Consider the following 13,466-nt stretch of genomic DNA (forward strand, 5'->3'; position numbering starts at 1 on the left):
TGCAGATAGAATGCTGAGACCCGTCGAAATTGGCCACTCCATCTTGAATCAGTCTCAATGTCTGGGAGGCACTCTGAAGTGTGTAATGAACTAGGCCCGATTAAACCGCCAACGCCGCGATACGAAGTGGTTTTGCAGACCGGCTTGCGCGTTCCAATGCGGGACGGCGTTGAGCTCGCCACGGACCTGTATCGGCCTATTGGTTACACTGGGGAACTCGGGTCAATCCTTATCCGAACTCCATACGGTAAGACGCCCTATCGCTGTCCGGTTGAGCCTCGCCACAAAGTGGCAAGAATGTTTGCTGGACAAGGGTTCGCTGTACTTGTGCAGGAGCGTCGTGGCGTCTTCGATTCCGGCGGCGTATACGCTAGGGAACATATAGGGGACGACGGTTATGACACGCTGTCCTGGATTTCGCAGCAGCCATGGTCGAATGGACGCGTGGGCACATATGGGTGCTCGGCGCTTGGTATCGCGCAGGTTTTGCTGGCGCAGTTGTGCCATCCAGCCCACCGATGCGCAATTGCGCAGGGATCGGGCGGCGCGAACGGCTCTGCCGGAGGGCGATATCGCAACGGGGATCTCCGTCTCGGCGGTGCGGTGGAGGTTGCCGCGTTTGTCCCCTGGTTCCACCAAACCGCAGCGAAGGACCGGTCCCGAGTGCAACCGAAAAGCGATGAGGAGTATCAGCGGGCTTTCGCGTCGCTGCCGCTCGTCAACATGCTTAAGAGCCTTGGGGGACCGCCGACTGACTGGGAGGACTGGGTCTCGCGTGACCCAGGCGATCCCTGGGGGGATCGGAATGGGATGCTTAGCGAGGACTCGACCATCGACGTCCCAGCCCTGTTCGTGAACTCGTGGTACGACGTGGGGGCTGCCGACGCGCTTCACCAGCAGCGCGTTTTTAGTGCTCGCGGATTGAGCCCGGCGGCACGCGATCACCAACATATCATTCTGTCGCCAGCCACGCATTGTGGCACCGAGAGTCTCAAAGCCCCGACGGTTATCGGCGAGCGCGAGCTGGGCGACGCGCGCCTGGATTGCTGGCAGATCTACCTGGACTGGTTCGACTGCTGGCTGAACGACAAGCCCGACCGGATCGAGGGAATGCCCCGCGTCCAGTACTACGTGATGGGTCGCAACGAGTGGCGTGCCGCGTCAGAATGGCCCCCTCTTGGTGTGGAACTGCAGCACTGGTTCCTCCGCAGCGGCGGGAATGCCGCGACCCGTCTAGGCGACGGGACTCTTGATGTAGAGCCTCCGATTGCCTACGAGCCGTCTGTCTCGTTTACCTACGACCCTGGGGATCCGGCGCCGTTCTTGGGGATGGACGGCGGGAAGTCAAGTGGAACTACTATAGGACCCCGCGATTACCAGGACGTCCAGCTTCGTCCAGACGTCCTCTGCTTCACTTCACCGCCCCTCACAGAGGGCATGGAGGTTACCGGATTTGTCCGGGCGGTCCTCTTCGTCTCTTCTTCGGCCCCGGACACGGACTTCGTGGCCAGACTGTTGGACGTACATCCCGATGGCCGTGCGATTGACGTGGTGGACGGGATACTGCGCGTCCGCTATCGCGAGGGCTTTGATCGGGCTGTTTTCATGGAACCGAGCGTTATATGCAAAATCGAGATTGATCTCGACGCCACAAGTAATTGGTTTCCGGCCGGCCATCAAATTCGCCTGGAAATCACTAGTTCGGCCTTCCCGCGGTTCGACCGCAACCTGAATACGGGAGGTAACAACTGGGACGAAACTGAATGGGTAGTGGCTCGGAACACGATTCATCACTGCGAGCAGTTCCCCTCCCACGTACTGCTTCCTGTGATGACAGCGATGGGGTCCCATGCCGGCAAGGCGAATTTGAACAGCTTGCCGCCTGGCTAGCCTACCTCCACTATTTCAAACAAACGGTGATAACAAGCTGCGATCGGTCGGGGAGCCCGTCGCTTCTCACATCAAGCAGCTTGCCCCATCGGCCCGCGTCAATCAGCATGGAATGGGGGTCCATGGATCGGCACATAATGGCGGTGAGACTCACAATTGATGTTTTGCACAGCGGCGTAGGCGCGCTGTCACATTGATTTAAGCAATAGGGAAATTGGGGTGGCAACGCGCCATCATTGAGTGCCGGACCTGCTAGAGAAGCACGGTTGAGTTTCTTTTCAAACAACTTAGCAACGGCACAGAGTTCATCGTTGTACTGTGAATGCGACGAACACACCACCGTGCAGATAGAATGCTGAGACCCGTCGAAATTGGCCACTCCATCTTGAATCAGTCTCAATGTCTGGGAGGCACTCTGAAGTGTGTAATGAACTAGGCCCGATTAAACCGCCAACGCCGCGATACGAAGTGGTTTTGCAGACCGGCTTGCGCGTTCCAATGCGGGACGGCGTTGAGCTCGCCACGGACCTGTATCGGCCTATTGGTTACACTGGGGAACTCGGGTCAATCCTTATCCGAACTCAATACGGTAAGACGCCCTATCGCTGTCCGGTTGAGCCTCGCCACAAAGTGGCAAGAATGTTTGCTGGACAAGGCTTCGCCGTACTTGTGCAGGAGCTTCGTGGAGTCTTCGATTCCGGCGGCGTATACCCTCATGGAGAATGAAAGGGACGACGGTTATGACACGCTGTCCTGGATTTCGCAGCAGCCATGGTCGAATGGACGCGTGGGCACATATGGGTGCTCGGCGCTTGGTATCGCGCAGGTTTTGCTGGCGCAGTTGTGCCATCCAGCCCACCGATGCGCAATTGCGCAGGGATCGGGCGGCGCGAACGGCTCTGCCGGAGGGCGATATCGCAACGGGGATCTCCGTCTCGGCGGTGCGGTGGAGGTTGCCGCGTTTGTCCCCTGGTTCCACCAAACCGCAGCGAAGGACCGGTCCCGAGTGCAACCGAAAAGCGATGAGGAGTATCAGCGGGCTTTCGCGTCGCTGCCGCTCGTCAACATGCTTAAGAGCCTTGGGGGACCGCCGACTGACTGGGAGGACTGGGTCTCGCGTGACCCAGGCGATCCCTGGGGGGATCGGAATGGGATGCTTAGCGAGGACTCGACCATCGACGTCCCAGCCCTGTTCGTGAACTCGTGGTACGACGTGGGGGCTGCCGACGCGCTTCACCAGCAGCGCGTTTTTAGTGCTCGCGGATTGAGCCCGGCGGCACGCGATCACCAACATATCATTCTGTCGCCAGCCACGCATTGTGGCACCGAGAGTCTCAAAGCCCCGACGGTTATCGGCGAGCGCGAGCTGGGCGACGCGCGCCTGGATTGCTGGCAGATCTACCTGGACTGGTTCGACTGCTGGCTGAACGACAAGCCCGACCGGATCGAGGGAATGCCCCGCGTCCAGTACTACGTGATGGGTCGCAACGAGTGGCGTGCCGCGTCAGAATGGCCCCCTCTTGGTGTGGAACTGCAGCACTGGTTCCTCCGCAGCGGCGGGAATGCCGCGACCCGTCTAGGCGACGGGACTCTTGATGTAGAGCCTCCGAGTGCCGACGAGCCGGCTGACACGTTTACCTACGACCCTGGGGATCCGGCGCCGTTCTTGGGGATGGACGGCGGGAAGTCAAGTGGAACTACTATAGGACCCCGCGATTACCAGGACGTCCAGCTTCGTCCAGACGTCCTCTGCTTCACTTCACCGCCCCTCACAGAGGGCATGGAGGTTACCGGATTTGTCCGGGCGGTCCTCTTCGTCTCTTCTTCGGCCCCGGACACGGACTTCGTGGCCAGACTGTTGGACGTACATCCCGATGGCCGTGCGATTGACGTGGTGGACGGGATACTGCGCGTCCGCTATCGCGAGGGCTTTGATCGGGCTGTTTTCATGGAACCGAGCGTTATATGCAAAATCGAGATTGATCTCGACGCCACAAGTAATTGGTTTCCGGCCGGCCATCAAATTCGCCTGGAAATCACTAGTTCGGCCTTCCCGCGGTTCGACCGCAACCTGAATACGGGAGGTAACAACTGGGACGAAACTGAATGGGTAGTGGCTCGGAACACGATTCATCACTGCGAGCAGTTCCCCTCCCACGTACTGCTTCCTGTGATGACAGCGATGGGGTCCCATGCCGGCAAGGCGAATTTGAACAGCATCGCTAGGTGTTTAGATTGTGGTATTCGGCTTTGCCCCCCGCCTTGAACGGGTTGTTTTGAAGTGCTGCGCTTCGAGATGATGACAAAACGTGGTCTGTGTGAACAGCCACAAGCATCAGGAAAGGAAGCGCAGCATGAAAAATTATGCCGGACTGGACGTCTCCGTGAAAGAGACCACCGTTTGCATCGTGAGAAGGGCGCCGAATTTGCCGAGAGATGAAGGTTGCTAGTCATCCGGACGATCTTGCTGACGCATTGAAGAACCCCGCATGGAATCTCGCCCGGATCAGGCTTGAAGCCGGCCCCTTATCCCAATGGTTGGTCTGGCGGCAGCCGGACTACGTGACCTGTATCGAGCCCCGTCATTCCAAGGCGTTCTCAAGGCACAGGTCAACAAGACCGACCGCAACCATGCTCGCGGCATCGCGCAGATATGCGGGTTAACCTGTTCCGGCCCGTGCATGTCAAGAGTAAGCGGTATTCTCGGGCCACGGCCTTGAGCTCGAGCTTGTTGATGTAGACCCAAGGCAGGAGATCGTCGATCTGGCTGTTGGGGTGGCCGTTGACGATCCTGGTGAGGACATCGGCGAGATAAGCCGAGCGGTTCGACACCATTGAGCTTGCAGGTTTCGATCAGCGAGGCGATGACTGCCCAGTGTTCGGCGCCGCCGTCAGAGCCTGCGAAGAGCGCGTTCTTGCGGTTGAGCGCGAAGACTGATTCATTATGCACCCCCTCTTCAAATGGCGGGAAACAGCGATTTCTGATTATCGTCGTTGATGATACGCGGAGATTTGCGCGCCAAATCGGCCTTGATCCGTTCATCTTCAAGGTCGCTGGCGCGGATCTGGTAGGGCGCGCCGCGCATGACCTGCTCGGCTGGTAATATGCCGTCCCTGACGAACCGGCGGATTTTGACGTGCGACACGCCAAGCTTCGCGGCCGCGTCCGACATGGTAAGCCACTCGCCGTTCTTGTCGGAAGACCGATAGCCGCTGATCTTGTGCACCGTGCGCAGGGATTGGACGCGTCGCGCCGTCCAGGTCTTTCCCTGACCCGTCTTCATGCCCATGCGGTTGAGTGTGGCGGCGATTTCGGCATCCGACCATCGCGTTGCCATGGATCGCATGACCGCCAGAGCCTCCTCAGGCGTACTCTGGCCATGCTCTCCGGATTTGGACTTGCGAACCCTTACCTGGGAATGCTGGCCCCCATGCCAATGGATGGTCAGGATCACATCGCGCGCGTCGTCATCGACGTCCGCCACAATGTCCTTGATGAGCGCGCGCAGCAGTTGCTGACGGAACCGCATATCGACACCCGGCGCATTCCAGGCGGCTTCGAGATCCTGGGCGAGGCCGGTGAAGTCAGGGATCGCGTCGACAGGCTCCATACGCTGGACTTCACTGAGCCGGGCCTCGCAGGTCTCCACGCGCCTGAGCCTAGCTTCCCAGTTCCTCTCGAGCTGGGCCGCTATAAGCCGGTTCTCCGGGTCGCAGGCGGCGTAGCGGCGCTCGGCGAGCGATGCCTCATAGCGTGCCTGCTGCAGGTCCATCTCGATCATCTGCCGCCGCCTGGCTTCGCTCTCCAGCTGCATCTGTTCAGCCTCCAACGCCGCCTCGATCGCCATCGGCGCAACCGCCTCCAAGGCTTCGCGGGCCACCGCCGCATCGGTGCGAAAGCCGTTGAACGACATGCATCGCGCCTGCGCCATCATGGTGTTCTCGCAACGATAGACCGGGTAACCTTGGCCACGTCCGGCATACGTGACAACCAGTCTTCGCCCGCATCGACCACAGGAGAGAAGACCCGGGAGCAACGCGCGACCGCCGCGGCCCGACTTGACGCCGCCGGCTTTGCCATAGGCGTTGGCGGCGAGAAGTTCCTGGTTCCGTTCGTACTCGCTCCATCCGATATAGCCTTCGTGATGCTCCTTGAGCACCACCGCCCAATCGCTGGCCGGCTTGTAATGACCATAGCTCTTGCGGACGCGGCCATCCACGATCTCGGTGCGCTTCTCGCTCTTACCATAGACATAAGCGCCGGCGTAGAACGGGTTCTTCAGGACGGAGATCACGTTGCGGTAGCGGACCGGAACCCAGGCGAAGGACACCATCTTCTTGCCGTCGGAGGGTCTGGGGAAATGCACGCCATCGTCGATCATCGAGATCAGGACCTGGCGGGCACTGCCGAGTTCGCGGAAACGCGCGAATATCAGGCGAATGGTCTCCTGCAGGCGTATATCGGGATCGAACCCGAGACCGTAATCCCGGTGCCAGACGTAGCCGAAGGGCACAGAGATGCGCAGTTCGCCGCGCTGTGCCTTGGCGCGGTCAGCTTCGTACATGCGAGCACGCAGCACCCCGAGTTCGAACTCGCTTATGCTCCCCTTCATGCCGAGCAGCAGGCGATCGTTCGGCAGTCCCGGATCGTAGACTCCGTCCAGATCGATCACCCGTGCATCGACTTCGCCGCACAACTCGAGCAGCCGATGCCAGTCCGGTCCGTTGCGAGACAGGCGGGACGCCTCCAGGCAAAGCACAGCGCCCACATGACCGGTGCACAGATCGTCGACCAGGCGTTCGAAACCGGGACGTTCCACAGCTCCACTTGCGGTGCGTCCCAAGTCCTCGTCGATCACCTCAACCTTGCGGAATCCCCAGCGCCGCGCGACGTCGACCAGCTCATATTGCCGACGCTGGCTCTCAAGATTGAGCTGCACTTGCGCCTGCGTGGACTGACGTACATAGACAACGGCCTTGCGCTTGAGGATGGTGGCCGGAATCAGATTACGGCTCGTCATCGCGGCTCTCCTCCGTCACGATACCGGCGGCGGCCATCAGCACATTGGCGAGCCGGGCGATCACGATCGTTCGTTGCGCTGCGCTCAGCCCGACTAGCTTGTGCGAGTCGAGCGCATGCTGAGCTGGCGAACGATCACGAGAGATCGTGTCGGTGGCGGCAAGGTTCTCATTTTGAGTCTCCCCGATGATGAAACCATCCGGAGAGCCTCGCCGGAAACGGCGCTGGATCAAGAGCTTGTTCAGTTCAAGCAGTGCAGCAAGCGACGCGCGCGGGGAGCCCAGATCCATTGCTGCGCACGGGACTTCGACCTCCTGCCCAACATGGGCAGAATGACCCCGAGATTGCGATCGGACGGATCGAGCGTTCGACGGTGTTGCTGTCGATCTCGATGCGGCCGTCGTCAAGGAAGTGCGAGAGGCCTTCCCAGCGTGAGAGCGTGTAGCGGATTGCCTCTGCGAGCTTGGTCTTCTGACTGATCAGGCCGAGCTTCTCACGCAGCCAGGGTTCGAGATCGGCGACGATGGCGCGGCTTTTGTCCTGACGCATCGCGCGGCGCTCGTTGGCCGATCGGCCACGGATGTCATCCTCGATCTTGTAGAGTTCGGCGATCCGTCTCAGCGCGTCACTGGCGATCGGCGCGGGACCGGCTGCTGCCAGTTCATAAAAGCGCCGACGGACATGCGCCCAGCAGAAGGCGAGCGTGACGCCGCTTTTGTCGGCCAGCACGCGATAGCCGCCATAGCCGTCGACCTGCAAGATTCCGGTGAAGCCTGCGAGATGAGCGATCGGACGCTCGGCCTTTCGGTCCGGCGCATAGACATAGGCGACGCCCGGCGGGTCGCTCCCCTCCCATCGTCGGTCATCGCGGGCATAGGCCCAGAGTTGACCTGTCTTAGTCTTGCCGCGGCCGGGATCGAGCACCGGCGCGGTCGTCTCGTCGGCGAAGAGTTTTGCCGAGGACTTCAGCTTGCCAAGCAGCCGCTCATGCACCGGACGCAGGTGCCAGGCGGCGCGGCCGACCCAGTCGGCGAGCGTAGAGCGATCGAGATTGATACCCTGCCGGGCGTAGATTTGCGCCTGACGATAGAGCGGAAGGTGATCGGCATATTTTGAGACCAGCACCTGGGCGACCGTTGCCTCGGTCGGAAGACCACCCTCGATCAGCCGGGCCGGCGCCGGAAGCCTGAACCACGACGTCCTCGCAGGCGCGGCAGGCATATTTGGGCCGGCGCACGACGATTACACGCAGCTGCGCCGGAACGATGTCGAGCCGCTCGCTCACGTCCTCGCCGATCCGATGCAAGCCATTGCGGCAGCATGGGCAGGCATGGTCCTCGATGTCGACGACCATCTCCACGCGCGGCAGATGGGGTGGCAGCGCGCCCCGGTTGGCCCGGCGCCTCGTGGCCTTTGCTTGCCGCTCGGCGGGAGCAGATTGCTCCTTCTCTTCCTCACCGGCGGCCTCGATCTGCTCCGCCTCTTCGAGCCCCAGCAGCAATTGATCCTCGGGGAGCGTCTCGGCACGCCGGCCGAAGCGGTGACGCTGCAATTCCTTGATGATCTGAATCAGACGGGCATTCTCGACGTCGTGCGCCAGGACCATCGCCTTCAGCGCGTCCGGATCGTCGGGAAGCTGGTCAGCCGTCATCGCCATGAACGGATCAGACCATATTCGCCGACAGCCCGCGACAGCGGAATCTAGGCTGATTCACTTCGTCGCGGGTCAGCCCGCCTGGGCTGGCACGCGGGTCCGGCGCGCCTCATGGACTCGCCGCCAGTCGAGACCTTCGAGTAGCGCCGAGAGCTGCGCGGCCGTCAGCCGCATCATGCCGTCATGCACTTTCGGCCAGCGGAACTCCCCATCCTCCAAACGCTTAGCAGGCAAACCCCGGTGCCATCCCAGAAGATCAGCTTGATCCGGTCAGTCCGCTTCGCCCGGAAGACGTAGACGGCCCCGCTGAACGGATCGGCCCCCATTGTCTCTCGCACCAGCGCCGCCAATCCCTCCGCACCCTTGCGGAAGTCGACGGGCTTCGTCGCCACCATGACCTTGACCGCACCCGTCGGCCCGATCACGACGTCGCCTTCAGCGCGCGGATCACTGCGGCCACCGTCTTGGTATCGGCGCCCCGGCCGACGCGCATCGCGATGCCGTCGATCTCAAGCTCGATCATGCCGGCATCTCGGGTGGCTTGCCGTTTCCGCTGCTTCGGTGAACGGCTGGCTGCAGGTTCCGCCGCCGCCACAACCGCCGGCACAAAGGCAGGAGAATCTTGCTGCACCGAAGCGGCCTGTTTGCGCGCTTCGCGGCGCCAGGCGAAGACCTGCTGCGGCCTGAGACCATAACGGCGGGCGACCTCGGAAATGATCGCATTCGGCTCCAGCGTCTCTGCGATGATCCGCGCCTTGTCATCCACCGACCAGTGACGCCGACCGCCGGCACCGTTGATCACCTCGAAACGCCGAAGCTGCCGCTCCGGGTCAAGCGTAAGGTCAAGTCCAGACACAAGCCGATCTCCGATCCCAATACAGGATCGGCAACCTCACAGATCGCGACCACTCCCGAAAGGTGGTCCGGAAACACCGCTCTGATGTCCGCTGTCAAGGTTTGGAACGCATGAGGTCGCCCGATCCGAGGAACGGCTGCTCATTCTGATGATCGCGCATGGGTGGGGAGGCGGAACTGAAGGACGTCGGTGATCAAGCTCTGATGCGCGGGTTGGCTACCGCATTCCCGATTGTGCGTCCGGGGCTGTTCCTATCTTACTGCGGGCGTCGGTCGATTTGCCGGCCACAAAGCGTCTGACGGGCATTCCCCTGCCGTGGTCCCGCCTCCGCCCATGCGCGATATGTGCGCCATCGCGGCGAGCGATCAGGTGACGCGCGCCTCCCTTGCGACTGCCCACATAAAGCCGACCAGTTCACGGGCGATCGCGGTGCAGACGACCGTTGTCCGTTTGCCCCGAGCGCTCAGCATGCGGTAGCGGGCTGTCAGGCGGGACTGCGCCTTCCAGGCGATCTCACGCACCTTCGGTGACGCCTGCTCCAACCGGTATAGCTTCGCCTTCCCGACCTTGGGCGGATGTCGATAGGTCCAGGCGCTCTCGACCAACATGTGGCGAACCCGACCGTTGCCTGCCTTTGTGATGCCGCCGCGCCGGACTGTCTCCCCGGTTGAGCGCTCGCCGGGGACCCGACCGAGATATCCCATGAGCTGGCGTGGGCTTTCGAACCGGCTGGCGTCGCCGACTTCGGTGACGAACGTCACGGCGACAATTAGGTCTACCCCACGCAATGTCTGAAGCGCCCACACGATCGGTGCCAGCGACCAGGCCGGGACGAACTCTTCGATCACACGCTCCAGCCGCTCGACCCGCTCTTTCGAGACGCGCACCGCCTCGACCATCTCCTGGAGTGCGATCTGATGCGCGGGATGATCGAACCTTGTTCCTGAAGCCAGCGTAGATAGCGCATCGTCCAGCTCTTCTTTCGCGGATAGCTACGGCCGTGCTTGAGCATGAATGCGCTCACCTGCTGGCGATGGACCCGCAGCGTCTCGACCGCGCCCGCCCGCGCGCGAACAAGATCCCGTATGGACTCGTGCCCTTCATCGGGAACCCACACCGCGGTCAGCTCGCCGGCGCGCAATAGTCGGGCAAGGGAAATGGCGTCTCGACGGTTCGTCTTCACCCGATCGCCGGGCTTCCTTGGTATCAATGATGGTGCAACCACGGTGCACTCGTGCCCGAGCGACCGGATCAGGCGATAAAGGCCGTACCCGGTCGGCCCAGCCTCATAGCAGAAATGCACGTAATCAAAGCGGCTGGCGATCCGGCCTATGACCCGCCGCATGCTGGTCGCCGACGCGTCGACCTCACCGAAGAACCGAACCTCTCCTTCCCGGCCTGCCTCCGCAATCGCAATAGCGTTCTTAAGCTTCGCAACATCGATTCCGACAAATGCTTCTCTATAATCCGCCACGGCTCGTCCTCCTGTGGTGAGGATCGGCTCGGCCCGTCCGAGCAACCCTCGGACGCGCAGTGTAGGGCGAGCCACCTCATCGGCAGAGGCGGACATACGGTCTTACTGTCAAGACGCTGACGACCCAGAATCGCCGGGCGCTGCTGACGGCCCTCAAGTCGCTTCAGGAAAAGGCCATCGCCATCGAGAACGACATCCGTGGCCTGTTTCGTAACTTCGGTCTCAAAGTTGGCATTGTCGACGGCCGGCAAATTCGCGGATCGCATCCGGGACCCTTCCGGTGACATTCCGGAACTCGAGACATCATGGAGACGTTGCTCACCGCCCGTCGGAAACTTTGCGAGCAGTTCACGGTGCTACACGAAAGACTGTTGTCGATCGTGAGGGGTGACACGGTTTGCAGGCGGTTGATGACCGTGCTGGGCGTCGGCCCTATCGTTGCACTGGGTTTCAACGCCACGGTCGATATTCCTGCCCCCTTCAGGAATTCGAAGGACGTGGGGCCGTATCTCGGTTTGACGCCGCGGTTACATCAATCAGGCTAGGATAATCGCGTCGGCAGGTCAGCCTAGGAAGCTTGAATGGGATTGACTTCAACACGCCGAATAGACAAGTCCAGGCATTTGGTGGAGCGGATTGAGAGTGAAGCGCTCGGGCTGGGAAGCCCATGCCTTGCAGATGAACTCGTAGGGTGAGACCTTTGAGGGCCTTCAGCCTGCGGCCGAAATTTGTAGGCCGCAACAAAGTCGGCAAGATGCCGACGCAGTTGGTCATGATCGTCGTAGTGGAAACGCTTGCCCGTCGCGTCCTTGATGGTGCGGTTCATTCGCTCGACCTAGCCGGTGGTCCAAGTATGCTTTGGCTTCGTGGTTCGAAGCACAGCGCGACGATGCGGCCCCCGAACGTGCTTGCGGGCTTCCTGGCGCCGCGACGAGCGCTTGCAGGCGCTGACGGTCGCTGGCCAAAACGGTGAAGGGGGATGCTATTGCGCATGCATCTAACTCGCACGCCAAACCGCAAAACGGAATCCCGAAATCGGACTCTTTTGATCCGATCAATCCACTATGAGACGCCGATTCCGAAATAGCGGGTGTGGGCGACATTGAGGATGCGATTGATCAAGCTTACGAAGCTGTGTCCGCCGGCCGTTGCAGCTGTGCCATAACTGGAGTGTATACCAAGGGCCGGCACCGAGTTCATCTCTAGGACAAACGGTTGGCCTGAGCGATCGATCCGGAAATCGACGCGGGCATAGTCCCGGCAGTGGCAGGCACGGAAGGTCGCAACCGAAATATCCCGTAACATCGTCTCAAGCCCGCTCTCGATTTTCGCCGGGCAAATCTTGGGCACCGCTGCGGCCGCCACGTACTTCGCATCCCAATTCATAACACGCGTTTCGCGGTCACCGAAGTCCTGCTCCACTAGAGGCAAAACTTCGGGCTCCCCGTTTCCGAGCAACGCAACGCAGATTTCCCGCCCCTCGATGTATTCCTCCACTAGCGCATCCTGAGCATGCTGCGTGACGATCACTTCGACGGCCTGCCGCAACTTAGAGTGTTCATGTATGATCTGCAATCCGAAGCTGCAGTCCTCCTCCCGCGGCTTCACTACCACTGGGAATCTCAGGTCGCCGGTGTTCTCGGTGCCGCGACGCATCACGCGAAAGTTCGGAGTCGGCACGCCCTGATCGCGGATGAGCATTTTGGTAATGACTTTGTCTCCCGTCAGCCCAATCCCGAAGGGGCTACATCCAGTGTATGGAACACCGGCCATCTCAAGCATGGCAGGAACATGAGTGTAACGCTTTTCGCCCTGAATTCCCTCCGCCAAGTTGAAGACCATTCCCGAGGGGCGACCTTGCGGATCAGGTGGCATGAACCGCTCGAGACTGGCGAGCAGTCCTTTATCGCCTTCACACACTACCGTCTCGTGGCCGCCCTCTTGAAGTGCCGCCACCACATCTTCCAACGTGCCGCTATGCGGCCAAGGCTGCGGCGGCTGCGGACAAGGCTGACCGAACCGGTTAATCACACCGTTGAAATCACTGTTCGTTACGATGGCTACTCGCATGAGCTATCTCCTTTGACGTTTGTCTGCTGTCACGAAACCAATGAAAACTGGATGGAGGCCAACCGCTATATCAACATTGACGACCTGCACGAGTACAAGAGGCTCGAAGCACCATGGCTGACCCTTTTCACAACCCCCTCCACAAACATAGGTCCACCACCCGGTTCCCTCTCCGGTTCCCGACCCTTTCCGCTGGCGGTGCTCTTTTTGCCCAAGTAGCTCGAAAGACGGCGAGTTGGGTTGCGGTACCATCAATAAAGCCTTATGCAGGGTTTATGCCAAAACAGATGATAACCGGCGGATGAGAGCGCTCCGACGCGAAATGATCGCTTCAAAAACCGTGCCAACCTCGCAAAATGCACGTCGGCCAGTGCTTTGAGTTTGATATCAAACTTACGGTCATATCAGGTACTAAACTGGCCCGCACAACCACTATGTCGCAGGCGCGACAAAATCCGACAGAGATCGTATCCCAGGGGACGAGCGGCGACCCATCCGCAGT

General features: G+C 60.7%; 7 protein-coding genes and 6 pseudogenes. 4 read left to right on the forward strand and 9 right to left on the reverse strand.

Annotated elements, in window-relative coordinates; all coding sequences use genetic code 11:
* Positions 1-156: 156 nt before the first annotated feature.
* From CK227_RS28920 to CK227_RS37485, 3 genes and pseudogenes are all read left to right on the forward strand, one after another.
* Positions 157-1,890: a CocE/NonD family hydrolase gene (locus CK227_RS28920; RefSeq protein ID WP_245433496.1), complete on the forward strand. Its 1,734-nt coding sequence runs from the start codon at positions 157-159 to the stop codon at positions 1,888-1,890.
* Positions 1,891-2,572: 682 nt separating this feature from the next.
* Positions 2,573-4,156 carry a CocE/NonD family hydrolase gene (locus CK227_RS28930; RefSeq protein WP_245433495.1) on the forward strand — a complete coding sequence of 528 codons (1,584 nt, stop codon included), beginning with the start codon at positions 2,573-2,575 and terminating at the stop codon, positions 4,154-4,156.
* 88 nt (positions 4,157-4,244) lie between these two features.
* Positions 4,245-4,582: pseudogene (locus CK227_RS37485) on the forward strand (IS110 family transposase); the annotation flags it as partial.
* 44 nt (positions 4,583-4,626) lie between these two features.
* Here the strand turns inward: CK227_RS37485 and CK227_RS28940 are convergent.
* The 7 genes and pseudogenes from CK227_RS28940 to CK227_RS28970 form a co-directional block, all read right to left on the reverse strand.
* Positions 4,627-4,819: pseudogene (locus CK227_RS28940) on the reverse strand (transposase domain-containing protein); the annotation flags it as partial.
* 28 nt (positions 4,820-4,847) lie between these two features.
* Positions 4,848-6,911 (reverse strand): recombinase family protein, encoded by a 2,064-nt coding sequence (locus CK227_RS28945; RefSeq protein WP_063169338.1) that lies wholly within the window; start codon positions 6,909-6,911, stop codon positions 4,848-4,850.
* On the reverse strand, positions 6,898-7,200 hold the full coding sequence (locus CK227_RS36905) for a hypothetical protein (protein ID WP_063169337.1): 303 nt from the start codon (positions 7,198-7,200) through the stop codon (positions 6,898-6,900). Before CK227_RS36905 ends, CK227_RS28945 begins: the two co-directional genes overlap by 14 nt.
* 49 nt (positions 7,201-7,249) lie before the next feature.
* A pseudogene (locus tag CK227_RS28955) lies at positions 7,250-8,567 on the reverse strand (IS66 family transposase); the annotation flags it as partial.
* A 69-nt stretch (positions 8,568-8,636) separates the two neighbouring features.
* Positions 8,637-8,989 (reverse strand): annotated as a pseudogene (gene tnpB, locus CK227_RS28960) (IS66 family insertion sequence element accessory protein TnpB).
* A complete protein-coding gene (locus tag CK227_RS28965; protein WP_199489649.1) occupies positions 8,986-9,366 on the reverse strand; it encodes a transposase in 381 nt (126 codons plus the stop codon). The pseudogene tnpB and the gene CK227_RS28965 overlap by 4 nt, the downstream one beginning before the upstream one ends.
* A gap of 419 nt (positions 9,367-9,785) precedes the next feature.
* A pseudogene (locus CK227_RS28970) lies at positions 9,786-10,990 on the reverse strand (IS110 family transposase).
* A 209-nt stretch (positions 10,991-11,199) separates the two neighbouring features.
* Here CK227_RS28970 and CK227_RS37490 point away from each other — a divergent pair.
* Positions 11,200-11,439: an IS110 family transposase gene (locus tag CK227_RS37490; RefSeq protein WP_063169335.1), complete on the forward strand. Its 240-nt coding sequence runs from the start codon at positions 11,200-11,202 to the stop codon at positions 11,437-11,439.
* Positions 11,440-11,487: 48 nt separating this feature from the next.
* On the opposite strand, the pseudogene CK227_RS28980 reads toward CK227_RS37490, so the two are convergent.
* Together CK227_RS28980 and CK227_RS28985 are read right to left on the reverse strand one after the other, a co-directional pair.
* Positions 11,488-11,768: pseudogene (locus CK227_RS28980) on the reverse strand (integrase core domain-containing protein); the annotation flags it as partial.
* Between the two features lie 188 nt (positions 11,769-11,956).
* Entirely contained in the window at positions 11,957-12,964 is a 1,008-nt protein-coding gene (locus CK227_RS28985; protein WP_063169333.1) for an ATP-grasp domain-containing protein, read from the reverse strand.
* Between the last annotated feature and the right edge of the window lie 502 nt (positions 12,965-13,466).

The sequence above is a fragment of the Mesorhizobium sp. WSM4308 genome (genome assembly GCF_002294905.1).
Lineage (GTDB): Bacteria > Pseudomonadota > Alphaproteobacteria > Rhizobiales > Rhizobiaceae > Mesorhizobium.

Bases quoted from the DNA above. Each gene is read 5' to 3' on its own strand.
- CK227_RS28920 (WP_245433496.1), top strand. From the start codon at position 157: ATGCGGGACGGCGTTGAGCTCGCCACGGACCTGTATCGGCCTATTGGT.
- CK227_RS28945 (WP_063169338.1), bottom strand. From the start codon at position 6,911: ATGACGAGCCGTAATCTGATTCCGGCCACCATCCTCAAGCGCAAGGCC.
- CK227_RS36905 (WP_063169337.1), bottom strand. From the start codon at position 7,200: ATGGATCTGGGCTCCCCGCGCGCGTCGCTTGCTGCACTGCTTGAACTG.
- CK227_RS37490 (WP_063169335.1), top strand. From the start codon at position 11,200: ATGGAGACGTTGCTCACCGCCCGTCGGAAACTTTGCGAGCAGTTCACG.
- CK227_RS28985 (WP_063169333.1), bottom strand. From the start codon at position 12,964: ATGCGAGTAGCCATCGTAACGAACAGTGATTTCAACGGTGTGATTAAC.